This window comes from Sulfuracidifex tepidarius (genome assembly GCF_008326425.1).
Lineage (GTDB): Archaea > Thermoproteota > Thermoprotei_A > Sulfolobales > Sulfolobaceae > Sulfuracidifex > Sulfuracidifex tepidarius.
This window is the reverse complement of record NZ_AP018929.1, coordinates 234,856-258,076: the sequence shown is the minus strand read 5'-3', so window position 1 is coordinate 258,076 and position 23,221 is coordinate 234,856. Positions and strand designations below refer to the sequence as shown.

The following is a 23,221-nucleotide window of genomic DNA, read 5'->3' as shown; positions in this document are numbered from 1 at the left end:
AACCACATTTAACGATATTCTAACATCCGTTAAGTGGTAAGCTTTTACATAAGTGCGCAGCTTCGCTACCCTCAGAGAAGCTCTGTCTCATTAAAAGAATAGGTCGAAACAAGATTTGGAAAAAGGATATTAACCTTCACCATCTAATTAAAAGTGTGGAGAAATCCAATCTAAGCAATTCGTCACTTGATGCTATAAGGTACGTCATAGTTAAACTTCTAGCAGGGAAGAAGTACGTTTTAGACTCCATATATAGCTATCTAGTAGAGGGAGAGGGACCAAGCAAATTGGCGTCAGAGCACAACGTAACTAAACACAGGATAAGAGGAAACATAGTTAGGTTCATAGAGAAGAGTGGAGGAGAGAAAAGAGCCAAGGCGATAGCTAAGCTACTTGCCCAAAACCTAGTTGATGTGTCACCTATAGTGAAAGATGGAGTCTGTACCATATGCGGGGAAAGAGTGAATGAGGATAACATAGACAGACATATATCAACTAAACACAAGTATGAAGTACAGTATTTGACTAATAAAACTAGGCTAGCAATTTTAAGGGCATACAAAGAGAATAACAAAAATAAGTAAAAATTTTCATGATTTAGGTTTAGTTAATTCGTTTTCGTGTTAAGGACCCGAAAGGATATATCAAAAGTTTTCACATCTATCCCTTCACTTCATTTTGAGTACTAAAAACAAAAGGAATGGGAAAAAACATAGTTCTCCCTTTTTTGTATCTCAATATTCACCTAACGTTCCTTTTTCCCTGGCCCTCCTGAACGCGTACCTGAATGCCAGCACTCCTAGAGGTACTAGAACCGCGTCAAAGACGAGGAGGATCGAAATCACGTTCCATAGCTGGAACAGAGAAGCTCCCTCTAGCATGGATTCCCTTAGCCCGCTTAGAGCCCACGTCAGTGGGATAAGGTAGCTTACATACTTCAACCCGAAAGGAAGAACCGCTACAGGGAAGACCGTTCCGCTCATTAAAGTGGTGAAAGTAGAGAAGAAGAACGACACCGGGTTTCCTTGTTTAACTACCATCGTAAAGGCTCCCGAAAGGGACGCCAAGCCGAAGGTAGATAGGAGGAGAGTTGCTAACAAGACTAGTGTGGAGGTCAAGTTCACGTCATAGTGTGCCCCTAACGCGAAACCTACGGACAGGATAACAGCTGCGTTTATCGTGTTCAGGAGGAAGCCCCAGAGTGCTGAATAAGTGAGGAAACCTGTAACCCCTGACCTGGAAATGACATAGTATTCAATAGTGCCGTAAAGCTGCTCATTCCTGAGCCTTTGGCTGATGGTGGAGATCACTGAAGAGACGTAGCCCTGAAAGGCTAACCCTATAACGAAGAACTGAGTGTAGTTGTGAACGCCGATGTCAGAGACTACGTTCTCCCCCAGGGATGTGCCTACGAAGTAATACGTAAAGACAGGCAAAGTCCACGAGAGGACAGTGAGGATAACTTGTGTCTTGTAAGATATCCATACCTTGAATCCCCTGAGGTAAATGAAGGCGAAGGCTGCGCTCAAGAAGTTCCCTTTCATGTCTCATCACTTGAAGCGTGCTTTCACTCTCTCCATCTCGCTCCTCCCCTTTTCCTTCCTTCCCTCGCTACATCTATCCCTTCCTCCACGAAGAAGACGTACACATCGTCCATGGTAGGAGTGACCTCCTTCAAGTCGTACAACTCAACCTTCCCCATTTCCCTCTCAGGCAACCTCAACACAGCATACTCTTTCTCCATTCTGACGACGAACTTCTCCATTCCGTGAGGGAGATCGTAAACTTTTCCTTCGTATACCTTACCTATCGAACTCTTGAGCTGTTCCGGATCTCCCTTGGCTACTACCTTTCCTCTCTTGAACACTATCACGTTCTTCGACAAGTCCTCCACTTCCTTGAGGTAATGGGATGTCATCAAGACGGTCTTACCCAGGTTCTGCAAGTTCTCCCTAAATATCCTAGCTGATACAGGATCTAGACCGAGGGTAGGTTCGTCGAGGAGGATCACAGGGGGGTCGGTGAGTATTGCCCTGGCTAAGGCTAACCTCCTCTGCATCCCGGTGCTGTACTTCATATAAGGGGTGTCTCTCCATTCGGTCAAGCCTACTATGTCAAGCACTTCCTTGGCTCTCCTCTTAGCCTCGGAGATAGAGAGACCCTGAAGTGAACCGAAGAACACCAAGTTCTCCATGCCGGTGAGTCTGTAATAGAACAGTCTATCACTCACCGTGACAAGGCCTATGTTTTCCCTCACTCTCTTCTCGTCCTTCACCACGTCGTAGCCGTTCACGGTGGCTGTACCGGAAGTGGGTATGACCAGAGTTGAGAGGATCTTCAACATGGTTGTCTTACCAGCACCGTTGTGACCCACGATGGAAGTTATTTCTCCTTTCTCAGCCCTGAATGAAACCCCGTCAAGTGCACGAATTTCCCTTCCCTTAGCCTTGTATACCTTAACGATATCGCTAACGATAATCCCATCCATATATGAAAAGTGGTAAGCTCGAGTTAAATGCTTTCGACAAGTTACATTTAAACTTGTCAGTTTGGACAAAAACCATTTCGTCTTAATGATTCTTCGATCATAGTGGATTCATTGTGTTCTCTTAAACTTCAAGTAAGGTTTTCCCCTAGCCTTCAGAATCAACTATCCTTCAATACCAAAAAAGTGATAACCATAAGACTCAAGAGGTCTTTCCGTCGTCCTCCTTCTTTCATCCCTATCCTCCAAGGGTCTCTAGCGGAGACTTACACGCCTTTGCAGAGATGATTAGATCTGTTCATTTCGTCGTATATAGCACAAGTTCTTCTCTTTATCATGAATCACACTAACTTGTTAATTCCTAGCGTGACTCCTTTACCTGATCTTGAGCCACTTTTCATTCGAGTATTTAAAAGAAAGTTCCTTAGCTAGATCTCTCTCCAAGTGGGATATCTCTCCTTCCTGAAGCCCCAACCAGGAGAAACCCTCCAGCAAGGCTTTCGTTGCCTCATCCCTGCTCACTTTACTTCCGAGGATGTTCGAGAGCGTGGTGACTCTAACCGAAGGCTTTCCCCTCACGTTCTCTTTCGCCGACGGTTGTCTTATTACAGCTAACTTTTCAAGGTCAGTGTCGAACATAAAGGTCCCGTGCACTAACGTGAACCCCCTCCTGGTAGCTCCCGCCATCCCTGTTATCTTCTTACCGTCCACTTCGACGTCATTTATCGGGGTGAACGTCGCTTCAATACCTAACACCTCGCAAGCGTTGACTATTCCCCTCCCCGCGATTTCGTATCCTTCCTCCATAGAGAACTCCCCCACTATAGACCAGGTTATCTCTCCTCGTTCGTCGTGGAGTGCAGGACCTCCTCCGGTGAAACGTCTGACCACGGGGATAGACAACCTGACCCTTTCCTCTTCGTTTACCCAGTCCTGATAGGCTAGGAACCTACCTATGGAAAGTGTGGTAGGTGAGAAGTTCCAGAGCCTCACTGTAGGCGGGATGATTTTGTGGGAAGCTAAGATCAGCATGGCCTCGTCTAAAGCCATCTGGTTTTCCCCTCTATCCCCGCCGGAGATGACCAGCCTCATGATTTCGCCCTGAATTCATCGAGGAACTCCTCAGGGAGTGAGCAACAAGCGTCATAGATCTCCATCTTATCCCTGAGTGAAGGGTGAGGGTTAGCTATCCTGTCTACGTACTCCATAGCTCGGGCATCAAGCTCCTTCTTCAGTGGAAAAGGCCTCATGCATCCGAGGGAAGTCCTGTTGAGCGTAGAGGAAAGTCTTACCATTTCCATCACTTTCTCGACCTTAGGCATCTCGTACCTCTCTGACGCAGTACCCTTAGTGGGGATCATGACAAGGATGTTAATCATGTAAGGGTGAAAAGAGGAGGCCTCCTTTATCGCTAACGACGGGTCATCGTTGGGTAAACCTACCATTACGTGGGGGACGACGTATTTAGGCCCGAGAGAAGTCAAGAGTTCTAACATCTGGACGTAGTCCTCAGGCGACCTCTTCAATCCCTTCTCCTTTATCTCCGCTTCGGTGAACGTGAACTCGAAATCGACTATGTCAATCGCGTCTGACATCTCCTCAACCACGTCTTTTCCCTGAACCCCTGGGTGGACGTTGAAGATGACCCCCAGTTCATTCTTCAACTTCCTCATGACTGGTAGGTATTTCCTGACGTGAAGTGAACCCTCTTTGTCAAACCCGCCGCTGACGAGGAAGCCTTTCACACCTCGAGCGTTCATCTTTCGAATGGTCTTCTCGAACTCATCAACCGACATCACCCCCTCCATGGAGGAGATGTAGTGAGACGAACAGTATGAACACGAAAGGGCACACGAACCTCCAGTAAGGCTCAAGGTTGCGAACTTCCTCATCTGTACGAATCCCTTCTTAATCCCTCATCACCTTGGGTATGTTGTAAAGCTCCTTGTCCTTAGGAGACTCGTTATAGAAGGGCCTGTCACATGTGGGACACCCAGAGGTGTTGAAATGATACCTCTCGGAGGGGAGTAACAGCTTCCCGTCCTTGATGATCCTCGACAGAGGATAGCCTCTGGAAAGGTAATACCTCACAGTCTGAACCACTCTGTAATCCTGAATTGAAGGGGGACTCATGTCCTGCATTAACGTCCCTTTAACCGGGGTGAAGGCGAAAAGAGCTACTTCAGCTCCCATGGAGTAGATCCTCTCCATCAAAGAGAGGAAGTCCTCACTCTTTTCCCCGAGCCCGAACACAAGGTGTACGTATACTCTCCTCTTTCCGAAGACCTCCACTGCCTCCTCAATGAACTCCATATATCTAGAGAAAGGGAATGGCTTACTTATCCTTGTAAACATATCTTCAGTAGTGTCCAACCCCACACCTATGTAGTCCACCCCGGCTTCTGCGAATTCCTCTAACCCCTCCACCGGGACAGTGGTCAAAGACTTACCCTTGGTGTTAACCTTCTTCATTACCTCAAGTGCTTCTTCCCTGAAACCGGGTCTGTAGACGGTCTGAAGACAAAAGCGTTTGAAAGCCCCCATCCTTCCCTTCGCTTCGTCCAAGTCCATTGGGTACCATTTAACCCTGGAAAGCATGTCCCTAGAAGAGGAAAATCTGGACTGTGCACAGAAGGCACACCCAGCGGTACAACCCCCGCCTTGGAGAGCGTAGGCAGTACCGCTATACGACTGGCTCAGTTTTCCTTTTAAAAAAAAGAATGTCCCTGAGGAGAATAGGAGAGTGGTCATAACTTTATTTGATTTATTGCTGTGTTTATTAAACTCAACAGTGCGTTCACTAAGCTCGTCACTACCCTCTTGTACAGGAAAATGAGGACCCATCTCAAGTTGATAGTCATCAGTAACCTCTTGGCTATCCTCAACTGCTTCCCCATGACCTCCCTGAAACTTACGTCATTTATCTCCCTGAGGACTCCCTTGGTGAATGAGATAAACTCTTTCACTACCTCCTTCAAGGACCTAGGACTTTCCCTGTTGAGTTTCAGCTCTTCCTCAAACTGTGACATCCTCTTCCTCATGATAGTGTAATTCAGGATATCTTGAAAATCTGCCATGTATATATACTTATGTGGTATTATGTTATAAGACATAGCACTTATTGATCTGTGATTAGTCAATGTCTTTCTTGTTTGGAGTCTAAGAACTCCTGCACAGCCCTCAAGCCTTCTCCCAGCCTGATGTCCTCTCCTAGTTCCTTCAGGACTCTCTCCAGCACACTGATGGTTACCACAGCGTCGTTTGGAGTAACCCATCCCATGTGGCCTATCCTGAAGTACTTGAAGGCTGGGTGCACGCCTGGGGCGAACTCAACTCCCTCTGACAAGCTCATCTCCATAACCTTCTTAGGGTCGGCTTTCTTCAACTCAACACCGGTCACACTGTTGCTGTAGCTTTCAGGTAACTTAGCTACCGTGCTGAAGCCCATGCTTTCTACTCCGGCCCTGATCGCCCCGGAAACTACCTGATGCCTTCTCACTCTGTTGTCTATTCCTTCTTTCTCTACTTCAGCCAGAGCTCTGCTGAGCTGGAGGATAGTGTGAACCGGAGGAGTGGCGAAATACGATGCCTTTCCCTCCTCCATTGACCTCATGACTGGTAACCAGTTCTTCAAGTTCAGATAATAGCCCGCAACAGAGTCCTCTGATATGGAATTCACGGCCTTATCAGACAATACGAGGAGGCCTGCACCGGGTGTGGAGCCCAAAGCTTTTTGACTAGCTGAAAGGTAAACGTCTATTCCCCAGTCTTCACAGTTGACCTCCTCTGCTCCCATTCCCGACACTCCGTCCACCACTGTCAGGTCTACGTTGTCCCTGACCTTGCTGATCACTTCCTTGACTGGTTCCCTCACACCCGTGCTGGTCTCCACGTGAGTTAACGTGACGACCTTATACTCTTTCTTCTCAGTCATCTCCTTCACTTCGTCTGGCTTAACGTAGTATCCCGGCTTCGGCCTCAGGACGTCTACGTTCACAGGGTACCTCTTTAGAATGTATTCCCATCTGTCCCCGAAGACTCCGTTAGAGACCACGAGGACGTTGTCTCCCTTCCTCAGAAGGGAAGTGACACTCTCCATAGCTGACGTGCCACCACCAGGGATTATGAACGGCTGATATGATTTCGCTTTCGTGATATACCTCAAGCCCTTCAAGGACGAGGAGAAAGCGTCCACGAATTCCTTTGACGTGAACCCCACGTTGTTCTTAACTCCTGCCAAAAGAACGTCGTCCTTTATCGTCACAGGACCGACGTGCATGAGAATTTTATCCATAAAGATAATGGTCTAAGCATGATTTTAAGTAATTACGCTTCCTTTTAACTTCCCTGGAATAATATTATAATAAATTTGGAGCTATTAGTAAAAATCTGAATAATTATAACCAAATCTCTTTTTTAAAAAAGGAAAATTATTTGGTTTAGCACCTTCGACCCAAAGCATGTTAAATGAATTAAGGATAAGCTTATCTGTAAGCTATTCACAATAATCAACATAAATGTTGTATAAAATTGAAAACCTATAATTGAAAGAAAAAATTATCAAAAGTTTGAATGAAACTCTTTTTTTCACCTCCTCAATAAGTAAGCTATACCTATTGCAACCACGATAACTACGATTATGGCAACAATATAAATAGCGTAATTCGTTTGAGGTGTTGAGGTAGCTTGAGGTGTTTGGGATGAAGGGGAAGAACTCTGTAACGAAGTGCTCTGTTGAGAAGAAGTACCGGTAGACTGTGTACTTGTGCTTAATGATGAAGTGCTGGACGATGAAGCATTAATGGACTGTGCACTTAATCCAGAATTGTAGGAAGTGTAAACAAGGTAGTACTGTTGAGCAGGATCTGAGAATACAGTGACATTGCCGTCAATGATGAAGTAGTCCTTAGAGTTGAGCAAAACCAAGTGACCGCTCACGTTCTTGTAGATAACAAATGAGGAGTTTGCAACACTGAAATTGAAAACAGCGTAACTAGTGAAATTTATGTCAGCTTCTATAGCACCTCTCTGAGTTGAGTTAACGTTAATGACCGTGTGTTTCACTGTGGCTTTCACTTGTTGAACAGTTGTCACATTACTTGAGTTGACGAAGACGAAGTGTGTTCCGTTTAAGAAGACTTCTACAAGTGCTCCCCTATGAACTTGGTGGGTCATGTTCACGTAAGCTGTCGTAGATACGTTCCCATTATCGTATTGTACCATCAGTGGCATACCATCTACTTCGACCAAGAACGACTTACCCTGAGCTACATGTACTCCCTCAAATTGAACTATCAATAGACGAGAGTGCTCCATTGAGTTCTGTACTCCAAAATGACCTAGGCCTCCTCCAAGACCAACTTGGTTTGAGACGTAAGTGGACTTCACCATTCCCGCCTCAGTGCCGTTAACTCCGAAGAACTCTACTGTCATGAAGGATGCGTTGTATTGTCCTAACCCAGAGAATGAGTTCATTACCATGGCCCTCCAGATCATGGAAGGGACTTCCATTCCGTCGAAGTAAGAGGTCGAAACGGAGAAAGGTGAGTTATTTGCCTTGATCTCCACGCTCGAGTTTACGTAAGCGAACTCTCCTTCATGATATCTCTCAAATCCCTGTATGTTAACTCCAACCTCCCTTGTGTTCGTTTCCTTCACCTGGAATGATGGGACGTTAAGGTAAACGTCAATATTGTATGTTTCTTTCCCTCCCACTGAGACATTGAATGACTCAGAGGTAGTCTCAGTTCCGTTGAGGAATATTAGCTCTACCTCTCCTGACCCGTTAATGTAAGCGTAACCTTCTATTTTAGTAGAAGGAGTTCCAGCCCAAGCTATTTCCTGTTGCGATCCAGACGTCACCTTAACCTCCATGATAGGGGCGGGAGAGGACACATACACAGTTCCGTTCGTACCTAACGTCACGTTCAAGACACCCTTGTATTCCTTGAGGCTTCCAGTATGAAGGATGTAAGTGGTTGATTGCTCCTGAACTGTGAACTCTCCTTTAACCGTACCATTAAAGGTAGAGTTGGTAATTCTCAGTGTTTCAAAGCCCCCGATCGGGCTGGAAGAAGAATGGAGCTCAACTGTATAACTAGAGTAATAGACATGTGCTTGGGCTCCATTCATCCCTTGTGAGCCCACGGTTGGGACGAAAAACACGAAAGACAACAACACGAGGAAGCTTAAAACGATTGAGGCTAACCTCTTGAAATTCATTTAATCCTTAGTTCTCATGCTTTAAATAATAAAGTTACCCACCTAGAATTTATCAATATAGATATATAATTTAACTAAATCCTGTTTAAAATTAGAGATGTAACCAGCCTAATCTGCGCTGATTTATCCTGTCTACTCTATCCATCATTACTATCAACGGCATGTTTGAAATAGTCTGGAAAAGCTCCTCAAACTGCTCTAAGTCCTTCACTTGTTCTCTAGCTTCATCAATTGAATCGGGATTGATCTTATACAGCCATTCATGGTATTCGTTCTTCCTCATACTTTGGATAACCAAGCCTCTCTCTTCTAAATCAAATAGGACTTCATTGACGTCCTTAGAGTAGAACCCGTGGAACCACTTCCTGAATTTGACTCCGGTCTTTATTTTGTATTCCTTGTCTAAAATGTAAAAGAGGTAAAGAAGCGCAGTAGGGGACAGCCCAATGGAGGAACAAAGTAATAAGTAGATCGCAATTTGGTACTTATCATATCTTCTTCGACTGAATAATCCCATCAAAAGATCTATATAAAAAGAGGATTAAAACTATTTCGTTTTTTATAGAAAAATTCTCGTAGATAAGGATTTTAAAAGGAAAATTCCTGCTAATTTAAATTAAAATTCTCTAATCTAGAAATTTATTCTTTTTAAAGATATCATATTTAAGATAAAATAGTAAATTCCATAAACTGGAGATCTAAAGTTGATGAGAAAGTTTCATGTAGCTGATAAGTACTTCTCAGATTATGAAGTGAGGAGGTAACTCTTTCATTAGAAAGTAATAATGAATTTGATTCTGCGAAGACTGTTAATTGTGTAAAATACCAGAATGGAATATGTTCTTTGTTAACTGCACCGCCCTTAAGAGGGGCTTCCTGCTTCATGGCTCTACCTTGCCTAGGACTGGTAGAGGCAGAGCAGGGTCGTTCCTACCTGACCTTGAGTGAATATTCCACGTGTCCTGAAGACTACTAATGAACAGGAGCGTATACAAGACCCTCGCTTGGAGGTGTCTCGGTGACTCCTGCCTTACCTGCAACTGCCATTGAAATACAAGGCTTTTTCCATCCACTTTCACTGTAAGGACTACCATCCCTAATCAGGGTCTTTCCCCCTTAACTCTATCAAGATAAATTCTTTCCATAGATGAGTCTTAGTTTGGCTTTGGGGGTCATTATAGAATTGTATTAGTGAAGTCAAGAAACTTCTTCACTTTAAGCTGTGCTGGGTGTACAGATCCTCTATGAAACACCCTGTACCCCATCTCAGATATCTGCTCTAGCTCGCTACTGTACACGAAAACGTAGTTGTATCCGTAGACCGCATAGGCATAAGCAGGGTTCGTCTCTTCCGTGATTCTCCTGAAGTCACTAATGAGAGAATCGACTTGTACTACAGCACTTGGTCCCCCGCTCTCTTCTACTGCAGGTATCCCTTCATCCACGGAGAAGCCCTCAATCGGAAGGTCTGACTTCATGAAAGATGCATGGACGTTGTATTTCCCTCCCTCATACTCCATGACAAAGGCGATAGGTTTGAACTTAGAGAGAATGAAGGAGTATAACATGAAGTAACCCGGGTCAGGAGTAGTCCTCTCATAGATATAAACGTGGTTAGGCCTTGCATAGGTCTTCATCCTTGAATAAGTTATAGCTCCCAGCATCCCCTTGGATCCTATTACACCTTTCCACGCAAACGTTCTCCTTGGGGTGACAAACCTCACCATCTCAGTCAGGTCGTAGGGTGTACCGAACCCGGTGGAAAGGGAGCTAACAGTGTTCTGAGCTAGCGCTCCTCCTACAGTTCCGTCATATATTACAGGGAAGAGCATTCCTTCTTCCGCAGCCTCTTCCCTTATTTTAGGAACTAGAGCTCCCGCATAAGATTCAACTACACCTTCATGAATTGAAAAGTCGCTCATCTCTGTAGTAGACATGACGTCTTCGGCTTTAGATATAGACCTTGCGTCGTGGGTTCCAGTACCTACTATCCTTATCTTCTTCCCTGTCTTTGAATATTCTCCAAGAATCTGCATGACCTCAATTTCATCTTTAGGCTTCATTAACATGATATCATACTTCTTGAGAAAAACTTTTAAAACAAGAGGCTAGAAGAGAGGTAGTATCTAGTTAGAAATTAATGTATGAATAATGGGATCTTTCGGGTTCTATTTATAACTTTAAAAGGCACTTAGTTTATTAACTTTTGATTTTTTACTTCAAAAAGTGCATTTTTTACATTCAGTTCCTTTTATCATTACTCTTTCCGCCTTGTTTATCTATTTCGTTTGGAATCTGTTTATAACAAAGTGTGAAATTATCTCCTCCATCCTTTGACATAGCTTTTACACACATACCTTTCTCATCGTCGTACCACCTATCTATTGGTATTAAGTCTGAATCCATTGGATACCCTCTTTCATCAGGCGAAACTCTCTTCGTGCTCACGCTCTGCTTAATTTCAGGCTTACTCTCTGGCTCTTCAAACTGGTTATCTTCACTAAGTGGAATGAATGCATTAGCTAAGAAAGAAACTAGAAGAGCTACTCCTTCTATCTCTAAAGCAGTAATCAAATAAGAGAGCACAGGAGATTTCATTAAAAGTTCTACACCAGCTGTTATCAAGGTTACACCAAAAAGGACAGCTACAATCATAAAGATATCAGCAAACACGTCATCTAGCCTCTGCAAATACGTCACCTCGATCCTTAAGTTTATAATCCCTTAAGTTACTTTTATATCTTTTCATGCTACGAACTCTCTGATTAATGAAAAAATTTATATTGTTTTAGATAAGGAACGTGTTATTTTCCTCGCTTTTTAAATTGATTGGGGATCTTTTCTAATTGTTTTCAGCTTATTTTCGTATTTCTTTAAAACCTCTTCCACTTCCTGCCGAGCCTCTTCGTAAATTTTCATCAGTTCCTCCATTTCCGGTGTAAGAGAAGAACCGCCCGCATTTCTTCCTCCCTTCCTCATGCTAACCCCTTCCATTGCAGTGTCTATTCTTTTCACATATTCCCACGCGAACTTGTACGACATTCCCGTTTCCTTGCACGCGTTTGTGAGCGACCCAGTCTTCTTTATGGCTCTCAGTATTTCTATTCCTCCCTTCCCCAGTATTGGCTTACCTTCGTCTGTCTCGACCCATAGCTTAAAGTTAAACCTCATAAGTCCAATCCTTTATCATAAATTTGTTTCATTAAAATATCAATCTTTCCTTTCACGTCCTCTAAGTCCTTGCCTACCACGTTCACGTGGCCCATCTTCCTCCTCTTCTTAGCTTCCTTCTTGTTGTACCAATAGACTTTTCCAGTCCTAGTGATGGGCACTTTCTCTATTCCCAACAAGTTCAACATACCTGAAGGCGAGGTTAATTCAGTGGGTAGTAGATCCCCTCCTGTTATAGCGTTAACGTGCTGGTCGAACTGAGAGAACATAGCACCGTCCAGAGTATAGTGGCCCGTGTTGTGGACCCTCGGCGCGAACTCGTTTATTAGGATTGATGATCCCTTCACGAAGAACTCAACCCCTATCGTCCCCACATAGTTTAGGGAATCTGCTAACTTCCTCACGATTTCCTGCATCCTAGGGTCTCCATAGGGCCCGTAGTTGTAAACCAGGATTCCCTTCAAGTTAAGGTTGAAGGTCGGAGGATAAGCTGAGAACTCTCCTCTCCTCGACCTCACTCCTATGACTGAGGCCTCGAAGTCAAAGTCCACGAACTCCTCTACCACGAACGTGCAGTTCATGTCCTTGACTTGAGATGCAACTGAGGGATCTCCCTTCACGAAGTACTGTCCCTTTCCGTCATATCCCCCTCTTGACTGTTTTATCACTCCATAGTTGTTGAACTCGTCCTTCAGAGTCCTGAGGGCGTCCTCTCCTCCCCTGACAACGACGAACCTAGGCGTTGGAAGACCGTGATCACGATAGTACTCTTTCTCCTTATACCTCTCCCTTTTCAGCTCTACAGAGTTAATTGAAGGTAAAAGTTTGCCTTCGTCCTGAGCGTACTGAAGGGCTTCCTCGCTTACATGTTCGAACTCGAACGTAACCACATCAGAGGAGTCCACAATTTCTTTGTAGTCTGACGGGGCGAAGCACTTGTCAGCTATCCCGCACCCTGGGGCTTCACGCTCGTCCATAACGTAAAACTTGAAAGGAAGTCTCCTCCCTTCGTTTATCATCATCAGACCTAACTGTCCTCCTCCAAGTATACCTATATTCATCCCTCTAACACCGAGTTCAGGACGTCTCTCCTCATTTCCTCTGAGAACTTCTCCAACTTAATCCTAAACTCCTCATGTTTTATAGAGAGTATCCTCACGGCAAGCAGCCCTGCATTCCTCGCATTCCCTATTGCCACAGTAGCAACTGGAACCCCGTATGGCATCTGAACTATAGAGAGGAGCGAGTCAATACCGTTAAGAGTTCTGGACTGAACGGGGACTCCTATCACGGGCAACGTAGTCAAGGAGGCTACCATTCCAGGGAGGTGGGCTGCTCCTCCTGCTCCGGCTATGATAACCTCTATCCCCCTAGAGGAGGCCTCCTTCGCGTATTGAAACATGAGGTCTGGGGTCCTGTGGGCTGAGACTACCTTGACTTCATGGTCCACCTGGAACTCCTTCAGGACATCAGAAGCTCCCTTCATGGTTTCCCAATCAGACTTGCTACCCATGATTATTCCGACGAGAGGCATGAGTGTAAATTATGTGATGGAATTTAAGGAAACATGAAACTAAAAATCTTCCACCCTTCTAGCTGGTGAAAGGCGTTTATTATTTCCTCTTGCTATAATATGGTGATGGATGTAACTGAACTCACAGTGCTTACGTTACTATCAGAGGGAGAGTTGAGTGTAAAGGAGATCAGACATTATTCAGGGATGAACAAAGGAGCGTTAATCAGGGCAGTGAGGTCATTGGAGAATAAAGGATTAGTCGAGAAGAAAGTCCTGATCGAAGGGGACGTAATTCTGGAGATAACGGACCTAGGTATGGAAGAGTTATACAAATATTATTTATATCTTAGAGATCTGGTAAATAATATGGAACAAACCGTATGTTTGAAATTTAACTGTTAACATGAGAGAAGGAGCGAAGAGTCATCATGGCGAGGTAATAATTTTTACACTCGAGTCTGGACAGGAACTCAGTTGCATCAAAGTTATGATAAGGGAAAAGAGTGTTTAAATCTTAAGGTCTGGACTTTCAAAGGAGATTATACAATAACCTAGTCGCTGCGTGTTTTAAGTTTCTTGAATCATGTCCTCCTCGAGTCCTGACTTCACTGCCTTATAATTTCGCTTAAGACTTCAACACACCGCATACTCTAAAATTTATTAATAAAGTACATCTTCATAGGAAAGTTTTTTAGTTTTTTATTAGATATAGAGAAACAGGGGATATATTTGGCAAACGTTTCAAACTGTGAGATCCCGGAGGACCTCTATTATTTTATAGAGGGAAAGAACACGGTGTGGGCAAAGGTAGAAGGTTCAGATACAATATTGGTTGGAATAACTGACGTGGCTCAGACCATGGCAGGTAAAGTAGTTAAGGTCAGAATAAAGAAAAAGGGAATGAAGATAGAGAAAGGGAAACCAGTCTCTACAATGGAAAGTGGAAAGTGGGCTGGACCAGTACCTTCACCTGTCACTGGGGAAGTGATAGAAACAAACACTGAAGTCGAGAAGAGTCCAGTGCTAGTTAACCAAGACCCTTACGGAAAAGGATGGTTAGTCAAGATGAAGGTGAGCAATCCAGAGGAAATAAAGCAGCTGCTGACTGGATCAGACGCAGTAGCTAAAATGAGTGAGATCATAAACGGAGAGAAGCTCCAGTGCAAGAGGCTCTAAGATGAGCTGGAGGTATGTTAACCTGCCTCCACAAGACGGCTACCACATGGTCACTTCCTTCGTTTCCGTAGCTGATTACGTTTCTGGTGGAGGCAAGAACACCCTACTTCTTTTTGGCGTTAAGGAACCTTTCGTTAACGTAGGAGTTCATCAAGAGGTTTGGCTTGAGGTTGACCTTGAGTACACTAAGAAAATGGGAATACCGGTTGTCAGGAGGGATTTAGGAGGAGGAACTGTAGTCATAACTCCAGGGGAGCAGGACTTCTTCCTTGTAGTCAGGCAGGAAGACGCTCCCTCAACCCCCTCTGCACTATATCAGAAGTTCCTCACTCCCATAGTAAACGTAATAAGAAGCTACGGCATAGAGGCTACGTTAAAAGACCAGGACATAGTAGTGAAAGGAAAGAAGATAAGTGGAAATGGTGCAATGTCGAGAGGAAAGGCAGTGGTCGTGACTGGAAACATACTCCTGAACTTGGACGTGGAACTCATGAGCAAGTGCATAAGAGTACCGTCAGAGAAATTCAGGGATAAAATGGCGAAAGACATGAGGGAGTGGTTAACGTCTATCAAGGACGAAATAGGATACGTTCCGCCGAAGGAAGAGATCTCCAGAAAGATCAAGGAAGAATTTGAGAGAGAGCTGAACGTGAAGTTTGAGGACTCAAACCTTACCCCTGAGGAGATAGAGGAGTGGGAAAAGCTTGCTATAGAGAAGGTGAACGAGAGCTGGGTATACTTCAAGGACAACAGACATCCAGATTTGAGGACTGAGAGATGTGTTAAGATAAACTCTTCCCTGGCTTTATGTCACATAGATTACAAGGCTAGGAAACTCCTGAGGGTTACCGTAAGGGTCTTCAACAAGGTGATCGATGAAGTATCTATCTCCGGAGATTTCTTCGTCATGTCACCCCCAGGTTTCCTCGAGAGGTTAGAGGACTTCCTGAAGGGGACTGTTCCTTCCATGGTCGAAACGAAGATAAAGGAGTTCTTTGAAAAGGAGAAGCCCGTAATATTCGGGTTTACTCAAGAGGACTTAGTGAAGGTCTTCAACGAATTGATGAACAAACCAGAAATACAGGAAATAATTTAGTTGTAAGAATTTCATGACCCTTCTTTTTTAATTGGAGGTGATGAAGATAGTGATAAGAGATTGCTTTCTCTTTCTTTATGTTATCTTATTTATATTTGAAATAATTTAATCTTTTCTTCTCTCTCTTTCTTTATGTAGATTTTTCTTAGTATTTTCTACGGTTATTCATGCTCACGCTAACTGATGCATGTGAGATGAAAACCAACTAGCTTAACCCACCTAGAAAATAGCTCGTATAGACGACTAAAGGAGTGATGAATCCGAGGGAAAAGTAGGGGAATCTAAGAGAATTCAGGCTAGATGTCCATTCAAACCTGAAGGGATTGTTTGAGGAACTTCTTGGAGCTATCCTAGTCATGTTTTGGCTGACGGACAAACTACGCCTATGAGAATATATGTCTACTAGATATCGATACTCCACCTGAAGAGCTCTCGTCTTTACCTCCACTTCAACGCATAGCGACTTCGTCAAATTTCATTGTTAGTTAACGCGTAGCTGCCTAAATAGAATAGGAAATTAGTAATATTATTAAGCTAAAATAAAGAAAATATAAAAATAATTCTAAATCAAGTCATGATCATTAGTTTTAATATTTACTGAGAAAACACTAATCACAATGACTGAGTATAATCTACTTAACTTTAACGAAGTAATGGCGAAGATAACCATAATGAAGGTTCTGAATGAAAGCGAATCCGCTACATTCTTAGTTGATGATAAACTGAAGGGAATAGTTGAGGAGATCGCTGAGGAGTTGGAAATGGAGAAGAACGAGGTAAAAGAAGGGGACGTCTTAAAGATAACAGTTTACCCTAAGATGAAAGACGCAGTTTCAAAGGCAACCCTGATAGAGGTTGACACAGATCCCAAGTTAGCGTACAACGTAATAAAGGATCCTACTATCCTAATTGCAATCATCCCTCAAATAAAGTCGGTGACCAGGATGGGAGAGAACACGTACACACTCAGAATAAAATGGGTTTTAAGTTGGGATACACCTCTCACCGTGAACACCGTATCCTTGAAGGAGACCTCCTTCACCGTCAAGTACAACGCCTCTCAGAAGATCGCAATAGCCAAGGTGTCGTTTGGATTCGATTTCCTGATTTTCGGCATATCCAAGGAAAAATGCGATATCAAGATAAAGGAATGGTATTCTGGACCTTTCTCCTCACTAGCCAAAGGAGAGATTGAAAAACATCTAGCGAATGCAGAAAACCAGTTACCGTCACTTATAATCCAGCACCGCTCTTAAGTGCTTCTATTTGAGCTATGAGCGGATCTACCTCGTTACTTACCCTGTCCTTCACTGTGGGTACTGCCTTGCATTTCTCCACGAGGGACTTGAACTCGTTCCAGTACTGCATGAAAAGATCGGGATTGTAACGATGCATAGTCATCACACCTAAGAGAACTCCTAGCCTGGAAGATATCCCCGCGTCGCTTAACGCTCTCTTGTTCTTAGCTAAAATATCATTCATGACGTCTAGCAAATCTCTAATGTATCCCTCCATTTCCTCTACTGCCCTCTCTCCTGGTTTTACAAGTTCTTCACTCATAATTTCACCTGATTATATTTTCTTGACTAAATTTAAAAAATCAACTTTCAATATCCCAGTTGACCTTCACCTTAACACTCCTCACTAATGTGTCCTTCATGGGGCACCTCCTCTCAGACTCTTCAATTATTTCCTTAATTCTAGCGTCATTACCCTTTACTCTCACGTTATACCTCACCTCCAGCACTCCTGGAGGTATCCCGGGCTCTCCCTGAAAACCTCGCGGGTCCATGTCGCCTTGTATGCATCCGCTCACTTCGTCCAACTTAACTCCCTTCTCCCTTGCGACGTAAACCACTGTGAGCATCAGACATGAAAGGGAAGAGGCAAGTAACACCTCCTCCGGAGTTGGGTAATCAGATCCCATTAGACCTATCTTTATCTCGCTTCCGCCTGCACATACACTTACATGGTCTCCCTCAACCTTCCCTTCAGCCGTGAATGTCATCAATTTATAACACCTATGTCCCGAAGGATAGCTGCCTCCACGCCATACCTTACATACATCTCGGTCCTTTCGTCTGACGTTAATGACCTTCCTAGCTTTCGCTCTACTTCGTTCAACTGCTCGGTTATTACAGTGCTTATGTTTGTCTCTATGCTAGGCCTGCCTGCTTTGAAGGTATCGTAAATTGCCAGGAGGAAGTCGTGCATCTCCTCTGTTAGGTTCAGTATGAAGTCCCCAAGGATAGGTATCCTGTCCTCTCCAACTTCCATTATTTTGCCCTTAAAGTAAGGTCTCCACGTAAGCATATGTGACTTGACGAACTCCCATGATGGAGGAAATCCCTTGTATTCGTCCGCGTCAGGAACGTTCACTACCGTGTATTCTTTGTCAAGCGTGACTTTTCCTGCCACGTCTAACTCTAAATTACCTACTTTCACTTTAACACTATCCATGTTTATCTATATAAAATGAATGAGAAAAATTTTTTCCTTTGTAAACCTCATAATGAATTGGTGATTGAAAGTGGTAGAAGCAAAAATAGAGGACCCATGCATACAGGAGTGTCTGGTAAATAAAGACGGCAAGTGGGGATCAACCGTAACCCTGACCGAATGTCTTCAAAGGTGTAAGGGTTTCCAGATAGTGAAACCATGAAAGTTTCAGAGGTAATGACCAAGGAGGTAGCAAGCGTTTCAGAGGAGACTACTCTGAAAGTAGCCCTAGATATAATGTTAAGAATGAACATGAGAAGGCTGCTGGTGAGGAACGGAAAGTTAACTGGTATACTCACAATCAGGGACATAGTCTACAACGGAGACCTGAATAAGAAGGTCGGTGATGTGGCATCCAAGGACGTTCAGTTCGTCATGCCTACGGCAACATTGAAAGAGGCATGTAGGATCATGACATCACAAGCTTTGGGCTCCCTCCTAGTAGGTGACGGAGTTGAAGTTGAAGGGATAGTGACTGAGAGAGACCTGATAAGGTATTGTAAACCCCCTTCCAGCAATGTAGGCGACGTAATGAACATAGATCCTATTATAGCGGGCAAGGACGCAACAATAAAGGAAATAGTCGATTTCATGAAGAAGAAGTGGGTAAGACATGCCGTAATAGTTGAGGACAGCCTCCCCGTAGGTATAATCTCAGTGAGAGACATTTCCAGAGCTATGTTAAGCAAGGGATCACTTGAGGTGAAGGTTGAAGGGTTCATGACTGTCTCCCCTTTTAAAGTAACCCCAGATTCAACACTGGAGACAGCCCGCAGGATCATGGTGGAACACAACATAGGTTTCCTGCCCGTGGTTGATCCGAGAACGTTATTGGGTAGCTTGAGCGAGAGAGAAATGATAGCTGCCATGTCTTTGTAAAGAAGATTCCTTAATGAAGGAAATGTTTTGTATATTTTCTAAAATATTTACATTTTTTCAAGTTTGGATAAAAATAGAGATAAATGCACTAAGTCTAGTTTTAGGTAATATGATGAAGACTTTCAATTCAGGATTAAATTCCCTTAGGTAGAGGATATACGTGAAATGCCTCACGATCTTTATCACATGTTTTTTCTCGATTGATGCAGTAAGCTTCTTACTAATGTCATCTGAAACACGGGAATAATACGGAAAAACTCAAAAACCGCCTTAATCTTGATTTTTCAGTTAAACCTCGTGATACATCCTTTCAATTTCATCCATTCTTAATTTCCTTGTATCGGTAATCTTATTCAGCGAAATTGTCAACACATTAACCATAGCTAAACCTCCCATTAAAGCGGTCTCCGGAATGGCCCCAAGGAGAAAACCTAAAGCGAAGAGGCCCGGCGGGATAACTGCAGAAACTATGCTGGAGACTCCGGATATCAACCCGTTCACTTTCCCTCTAGCAGATGCGGGAAAAACTTCAACTGCCAAGAGTGACACGGCGAACAGACCTAAAGGTGACAGGAGGGAGAGGGCTCCGAAGCTTATGAAAATCGCCATCTGGTTCTTCGCTGCTATCGAGAAAACGAGGAAAAGGAAAGCAAGCGCCATGTACCCATGACCAAGTATTACGGATCTCTTCCTAGACAGCTTGTCTATCAAGAGAGGAACTACCGTGAATCCTCCTATTATTGAAGCTAGGGTACCCCAAATGAATGCTTCGTCAGTGAACGATGCTGCCTCCACTTGGTTCAGACCTAAATAAGGCCCAACGAAATCTGGAATCACTATGAATGGAAAGACATAAGTGATAATTGAATCGAGGGAGGAGATGATAGTCAAAGATAATATCAACCCTTTGGTTTCCGTTAAACTCACTCTTTCCTTCCCCCTCTCTGCCCAGACCTCACTCTCCCTAAGGAAGAACCTAATTAGCGCAAATGGAATCACGATCACGCCCGCTATGGCGTATGCCACTCTCCAAGCTAAGTATGAAGGGAAGTGAGAAAGGAGGACCAGTCCGAGGATTGAAGCTGCCAGATCTCCCGCGAACCATATTGTCGAGAGAATCACGAACATCTTTCCCCTAAGTTTCTGAGATATCATCTCTACTATCATAACAGATCCTGCAACTGAGTCGCCTCCTATTGACATTCCTTGGAAGAGAAGTATGAGGAGAAATATCATTATGTTGTTTGAAAGTGAGATGAGAAGAGATGCCAGTGCAAAGATGAGAAGTCCCGCTTCCAGAACCCTCTTCCTACCAAGTCTGTCGACTAACAGCCCGAAGACGAAAGATCCAATTACCGTCCCCGCCAGATAAGAGGAGAGTATTAACTCCTCTCCTGCAGGATATCCCAGTGAGGTTGCAATCAACAAATTAAAAGATCCACTTACCGTTAGTTCCATACCTCCTAAGAAGAAAGTTATGAGGAGGCTCGAAACTAGAGGTTTTTCTTTCATAGACAATTACGTCTAATATTTAGTTAAAAATCTTTTTAATTGAAACGATTAAAGATGTAGAGAATTATGATCAGTGAACTACCCCGTCTCCTGGCTTGAATCCACCTCATGGTGAAAATTTCCTGCTTCTCGGAGGAACATAGATCCGTCCTCACTAACAGCAGAGGTTCCATCGAACAGAACCGCCTTATTGCACCGTGTAGAGAGGTTACAGAGGTTTCTCCACAAGCCTAAGGTTCCGCAGTCCTGGGGTCCTACCCAGCTCTTACAGCCAAGGTCTAAGAAATGCACGATATATAATATAACTATAAAAATATTTATTTTGTAGTGGGGAGCTATATACTCCCTCAAGGAAGGAGACTCTCGCCCCATTAACTCCTACCAAGTTAAAGAATATCAATAACCACCATAGAGTCTAGTCCATGACTAGAGCTTCTAACAAGGTCGTAACTAGCTTTTCTAGAAGGCTTCTGTGAGGATCTATTATAGAGCAAGTTTTAGTCAGACAGAATAATAACTTCTCGAATGATAACCCTCGTGGATCTGGTCTATGATTTATTTCAACTCTTCTAAGCGTTGAGCTTATTATATACTCCTAATTTCAAGATCAAGACCTTAATTTAAAAAGTAAGCATATAGTTGATCCTTTAAAAGATGAATCTACCCACAAAGCACATGATATTCGTTACTCATGTAATCATCTTGTTCTAAATTTTCTGCATAGTGATAAATCATGGTAGACATAAGGCCTTATTCCCACTTATATAGTAAAGTGGTTCGGCTCCGTTTTCCACCAAGAAAGCGTTTATTTGATTAACGTATATATTCTACTATGACGGAATCGATTACAAAACCTTGGACCGACACTAAAAGATATCAGATGGATAGATTCAAAGAGGCACTATATGAGGCAGACTTAGCTGAGAGATTTCTAAATGATGGTCTCATTAGGAATTCAGCAGGTAAGGTCTATCAGGCAGTAAAAGCTTACATTGCAGGAATTTCCGTAAATCATAGAGATTCACTTTCAAAATATTACCCTGGGAAAAGAAGAATTTCTCCAAATAAGGTCGTAGATAGAGTGGACTGGATAATTGCAATAATGCCGAGCAGTAAGTTGAGGGAGATAGTGTCAATTATGGGTGATGATGAACTTAGGCTAGTAACCGAGATAGCGTTAGATCTTCACGACTTTCAATATAACGGGTATGATAGGGATGCAGAGATCTCTAGGTATACTGGGGAAGAGTTAGTGAAGAAGGATATACTCCTCATAGTAGAGTTCATAAAGAGTAAACTCTCAACCTAAGAGGGAAGGAATTTCCGCCCCATTTGAATTGCCTGTTAAGATAAATACCAAGAGAAATCTTGATGCACAGATGATGAACTCACCTAAAAGCCTCACCTTAGTTCTAACAGTTTACTCCAAGGAATCAGTGATAGGGGAGTACAGCTTACTGCGATAAGAATATTTCATTAATCCTAAGAATCCTGCATGAGAGAGCACTAATAGGTTTGATCCGACTTCCTCCCCGCCACGGCGAGGGTTCCCTTCCAGAGTGGCTCATCGTTCCCACCATCTATTCGGGATTACATCTCTCATTTGGTGGGCAGTCGGGGTAGCCAGAGAGCCCCCCACTTGAAAAGAGGGGACTTTCATTGCCGAGCTCTAGTCCCTTAAAGGAAAGGAGAGATATTAATTGCTCCTCCCACAGTCCTAAGCCCTCGGTCAAGCTGGGGAGGAGCGTCATTAGCATCACTGAAAGATATTTCACAAAGAAGTATTTAAACAAAGGGGGCTATCCATCCCCGCCTCAGAGAGGCGAGGCTTTCCGCCCCCTTAACCCCTTTTTCTGTAACTCGGATATCAGTATCAGAACCTGAAATCTGAAGCAAACCTTAAACCTGAGGAGGTGATCTATATGAAAGGTGGTATCAATGACAGTGAAATTCACGTTCTTTCATGACGTTCTCTGTCCTTTTTGTTATATAACTTCGAAAAGGCTCATGAAGATTGTAAAGGAATACCAAGGGGAGGTTAGAGTAGTCCACAAGGCCTTCATGATCATTTCCTCACTGGAGGACTTGAAAGCAGCTGCGCCTGATGAGGAGAGCGCTGTGAATTTGTTCAGAGGCGAGTTCTCCATCCTGAAGAACTACCTTAAGGATTACGACCCTGATAAGGTGTTGTCTAAGGGTAAGATAAAGTGGGTCTGGTCTCTCCCTCCCCTGATGGCATGTAAGGCAGCTGAACACCAGGGAGGAGAGGACATGCACTGGAAGTACTTTGATGCTCTACAGGACAAATTCTTCCTTGAAGGTGAGGACGTCACCCAAGACGACGTGCTTCTGTCAACGGCCATGAGCCTTGGACTCGACATGAACAAATTCAAGGAAGAGTACAAGTCTAAGAAGGCTAAACTCGAAGTTTTAGAAGATGAAGAGGAAGCTCATGCGATGGGGCTAAGAGGAGTTCCGGCGATTTTGGTGAACGACAAGTGGTTAATCAGGGGAGTTCCTGAGGAAGAAAAGATAAGAAGCGTGATAAATGACGTTTTGAAGAACGGAGAGCCGAGAGAGACAGAGCTCAAGGCTTATTGGGAAAAGTGATCTTTTGTCTGAATCCAAAACTTACAGGAAGCGACTTGATCCTTTTTTGCCGTTA

At 43.7% G+C, this 23,221-nt stretch carries 30 protein-coding genes; 9 read left to right on the top strand and 21 right to left on the bottom strand.

Annotated elements, in window-relative coordinates; genetic code table 11:
* Nucleotides 1-155: 155 nt before the first annotated feature.
* Nucleotides 156-584 carry a hypothetical protein gene (locus tag IC007_RS01260; protein WP_149528235.1) on the top strand — a complete coding sequence of 143 codons (429 nt, stop codon included), beginning with the start codon at nt 156-158 and terminating at the stop codon, nt 582-584.
* 150 nt (nt 585-734) lie between these two features.
* Here IC007_RS01260 and IC007_RS01255 read toward each other — a convergent pair whose 3' ends face one another.
* From IC007_RS01255 to purE, 16 genes are all read right to left on the bottom strand, one after another.
* Entirely contained in the window at nt 735-1,544 is an 810-nt protein-coding gene (locus IC007_RS01255; protein WP_054846670.1) for an ABC transporter permease, read from the bottom strand.
* A gap of 23 nt (nt 1,545-1,567) precedes the next feature.
* Nucleotides 1,568-2,488, bottom strand: coding sequence for an ABC transporter ATP-binding protein (locus tag IC007_RS01250; RefSeq protein ID WP_054846669.1), 921 nt, complete (start codon nt 2,486-2,488; stop codon nt 1,568-1,570).
* Between the two features lie 372 nt (nt 2,489-2,860).
* Complete coding sequence (locus tag IC007_RS01245) at nt 2,861-3,577, bottom strand: lipoate--protein ligase family protein (protein ID WP_054846668.1); 717 nt, start codon at nt 3,575-3,577, stop codon at nt 2,861-2,863.
* Nucleotides 3,574-4,377 (bottom strand): LipS1 family lipoyl synthase, encoded by an 804-nt coding sequence (gene lipS1 / locus IC007_RS01240; RefSeq protein ID WP_149528234.1) that lies wholly within the window; start codon nt 4,375-4,377, stop codon nt 3,574-3,576. Before lipS1 ends, IC007_RS01245 begins: the two co-directional genes overlap by 4 nt.
* A gap of 16 nt (nt 4,378-4,393) precedes the next feature.
* A complete protein-coding gene (locus IC007_RS01235) occupies nt 4,394-5,236 on the bottom strand; it encodes a radical SAM protein (RefSeq protein WP_054846665.1) in 843 nt (280 codons plus the stop codon).
* Nucleotides 5,233-5,562, bottom strand: a complete 330-nt coding sequence (locus tag IC007_RS01230) for a hypothetical protein (protein WP_149528233.1) — start codon at nt 5,560-5,562, stop codon at nt 5,233-5,235. Before IC007_RS01230 ends, IC007_RS01235 begins: the two co-directional genes overlap by 4 nt.
* 59 nt (nt 5,563-5,621) lie before the next feature.
* Nucleotides 5,622-6,779 (bottom strand): pyridoxal-phosphate-dependent aminotransferase family protein, encoded by a 1,158-nt coding sequence (locus IC007_RS01225; RefSeq protein WP_054846663.1) that lies wholly within the window; start codon nt 6,777-6,779, stop codon nt 5,622-5,624.
* Nucleotides 6,780-7,072: 293 nt separating this feature from the next.
* Nucleotides 7,073-8,707, bottom strand: coding sequence for a hypothetical protein (locus IC007_RS01220; protein WP_054846662.1), 1,635 nt, complete (start codon nt 8,705-8,707; stop codon nt 7,073-7,075).
* A 91-nt stretch (nt 8,708-8,798) separates the two neighbouring features.
* The gene (locus tag IC007_RS01215) at nt 8,799-9,224 is read right to left on the bottom strand and encodes a hypothetical protein (RefSeq protein WP_054846661.1); all 426 of its coding nucleotides are present in this window, start codon (nt 9,222-9,224) and stop codon (nt 8,799-8,801) included.
* 146 nt (nt 9,225-9,370) lie between these two features.
* Entirely contained in the window at nt 9,371-9,592 is a 222-nt protein-coding gene (locus IC007_RS01210) for a hypothetical protein (RefSeq protein ID WP_054846660.1), read from the bottom strand.
* Entirely contained in the window at nt 9,589-9,801 is a 213-nt protein-coding gene (locus IC007_RS01205; RefSeq protein ID WP_054846659.1) for a hypothetical protein, read from the bottom strand. Before IC007_RS01205 ends, IC007_RS01210 begins: the two co-directional genes overlap by 4 nt.
* Nucleotides 9,802-9,882: 81 nt before the next feature.
* Nucleotides 9,883-10,770: an FAD-binding protein gene (locus tag IC007_RS01200; protein ID WP_054846658.1), complete on the bottom strand. Its 888-nt coding sequence runs from the start codon at nt 10,768-10,770 to the stop codon at nt 9,883-9,885.
* Between the two features lie 178 nt (nt 10,771-10,948).
* The gene (locus tag IC007_RS01195; protein WP_149528232.1) at nt 10,949-11,398 is read right to left on the bottom strand and encodes a hypothetical protein; all 450 of its coding nucleotides are present in this window, start codon (nt 11,396-11,398) and stop codon (nt 10,949-10,951) included.
* Between the two features lie 129 nt (nt 11,399-11,527).
* Nucleotides 11,528-11,878, bottom strand: coding sequence for a winged helix-turn-helix domain-containing protein (locus IC007_RS01190; RefSeq protein ID WP_054846656.1), 351 nt, complete (start codon nt 11,876-11,878; stop codon nt 11,528-11,530).
* A complete protein-coding gene (locus IC007_RS01185) occupies nt 11,875-12,939 on the bottom strand; it encodes a 5-(carboxyamino)imidazole ribonucleotide synthase (protein WP_054846655.1) in 1,065 nt (354 codons plus the stop codon). Before IC007_RS01185 ends, IC007_RS01190 begins: the two co-directional genes overlap by 4 nt.
* The gene (purE, locus tag IC007_RS01180; RefSeq protein WP_054846654.1) at nt 12,936-13,412 is read right to left on the bottom strand and encodes a 5-(carboxyamino)imidazole ribonucleotide mutase; all 477 of its coding nucleotides are present in this window, start codon (nt 13,410-13,412) and stop codon (nt 12,936-12,938) included. Before purE ends, IC007_RS01185 begins: the two co-directional genes overlap by 4 nt.
* Nucleotides 13,413-13,517: 105 nt before the next feature.
* On the opposite strand from purE, the gene IC007_RS01175 reads away from it, so the two are divergent.
* The 4 genes from IC007_RS01175 (at nt 13,518) to IC007_RS01160 (ending at nt 16,922) form a co-directional block, all read left to right on the top strand.
* Nucleotides 13,518-13,796: a MarR family transcriptional regulator gene (locus IC007_RS01175; RefSeq protein WP_054846677.1), complete on the top strand. Its 279-nt coding sequence runs from the start codon at nt 13,518-13,520 to the stop codon at nt 13,794-13,796.
* Nucleotides 13,797-14,123: 327 nt separating this feature from the next.
* Nucleotides 14,124-14,570, top strand: a complete 447-nt coding sequence (locus IC007_RS01170; protein ID WP_054846653.1) for a glycine cleavage system protein H — start codon at nt 14,124-14,126, stop codon at nt 14,568-14,570.
* Nucleotide 14,571: 1 nt separating this feature from the next.
* Nucleotides 14,572-15,666 (top strand): lipoate--protein ligase family protein, encoded by a 1,095-nt coding sequence (locus IC007_RS01165; RefSeq protein ID WP_054846652.1) that lies wholly within the window; start codon nt 14,572-14,574, stop codon nt 15,664-15,666.
* 617 nt (nt 15,667-16,283) lie between these two features.
* The gene (locus IC007_RS01160) at nt 16,284-16,922 is read left to right on the top strand and encodes a hypothetical protein (protein WP_054846651.1); all 639 of its coding nucleotides are present in this window, start codon (nt 16,284-16,286) and stop codon (nt 16,920-16,922) included.
* On the opposite strand, the gene IC007_RS01155 is transcribed toward IC007_RS01160, so the two are convergent.
* From IC007_RS01155 to IC007_RS01145, 3 genes are read right to left on the bottom strand one after another with little or no spacing between them, the layout of a single operon-like run.
* Nucleotides 16,900-17,226 (bottom strand): hypothetical protein, encoded by a 327-nt coding sequence (locus IC007_RS01155; protein WP_054846650.1) that lies wholly within the window; start codon nt 17,224-17,226, stop codon nt 16,900-16,902. The two genes, IC007_RS01160 and IC007_RS01155, sit on opposite strands and share 23 nt — an antisense overlap.
* Before the next feature lie 40 nt (nt 17,227-17,266).
* Nucleotides 17,267-17,674, bottom strand: a complete 408-nt coding sequence (locus tag IC007_RS01150) for an OsmC family protein (protein WP_054846649.1) — start codon at nt 17,672-17,674, stop codon at nt 17,267-17,269.
* A complete protein-coding gene (locus tag IC007_RS01145; protein WP_054846648.1) occupies nt 17,674-18,126 on the bottom strand; it encodes a hypothetical protein in 453 nt (150 codons plus the stop codon). The genes IC007_RS01150 and IC007_RS01145 overlap by 1 nt, the downstream gene beginning before the upstream one ends.
* Before the next feature lie 70 nt (nt 18,127-18,196).
* On the opposite strand from IC007_RS01145, the gene IC007_RS13990 reads away from it, so the two are divergent.
* Together IC007_RS13990 and IC007_RS01140 are read left to right on the top strand one after the other, a co-directional pair.
* A complete protein-coding gene (locus IC007_RS13990; protein WP_256202713.1) occupies nt 18,197-18,328 on the top strand; it encodes a hypothetical protein in 132 nt (43 codons plus the stop codon).
* Complete coding sequence (locus IC007_RS01140) at nt 18,325-19,044, top strand: CBS domain-containing protein (protein ID WP_054846647.1); 720 nt, start codon at nt 18,325-18,327, stop codon at nt 19,042-19,044. The genes IC007_RS13990 and IC007_RS01140 overlap by 4 nt, the downstream gene beginning before the upstream one ends.
* Before the next feature lie 288 nt (nt 19,045-19,332).
* On the opposite strand, the gene IC007_RS01135 is transcribed toward IC007_RS01140, so the two are convergent.
* Nucleotides 19,333-20,556 carry an MFS transporter gene (locus IC007_RS01135; RefSeq protein WP_054846646.1) on the bottom strand — a complete coding sequence of 408 codons (1,224 nt, stop codon included), beginning with the start codon at nt 20,554-20,556 and terminating at the stop codon, nt 19,333-19,335.
* Nucleotides 20,557-21,388: 832 nt separating this feature from the next.
* Between IC007_RS01135 and IC007_RS01130 the strand changes: the two genes are divergently transcribed.
* Nucleotides 21,389-21,865, top strand: a complete 477-nt coding sequence (locus tag IC007_RS01130; protein ID WP_054846644.1) for a PaREP1 family protein — start codon at nt 21,389-21,391, stop codon at nt 21,863-21,865.
* A gap of 271 nt (nt 21,866-22,136) precedes the next feature.
* Here IC007_RS01130 and IC007_RS13400 read toward each other — a convergent pair whose 3' ends face one another.
* Entirely contained in the window at nt 22,137-22,313 is a 177-nt protein-coding gene (locus IC007_RS13400; protein WP_167747972.1) for a hypothetical protein, read from the bottom strand.
* Nucleotides 22,314-22,494: 181 nt separating this feature from the next.
* Here IC007_RS13400 and IC007_RS01120 point away from each other — a divergent pair, with 181 nt between their 5' ends.
* The gene (locus IC007_RS01120; RefSeq protein WP_149528231.1) at nt 22,495-23,166 is read left to right on the top strand and encodes a DsbA family oxidoreductase; all 672 of its coding nucleotides are present in this window, start codon (nt 22,495-22,497) and stop codon (nt 23,164-23,166) included.
* The last annotated feature ends 55 nt before the right edge of the window (nt 23,167-23,221 follow it).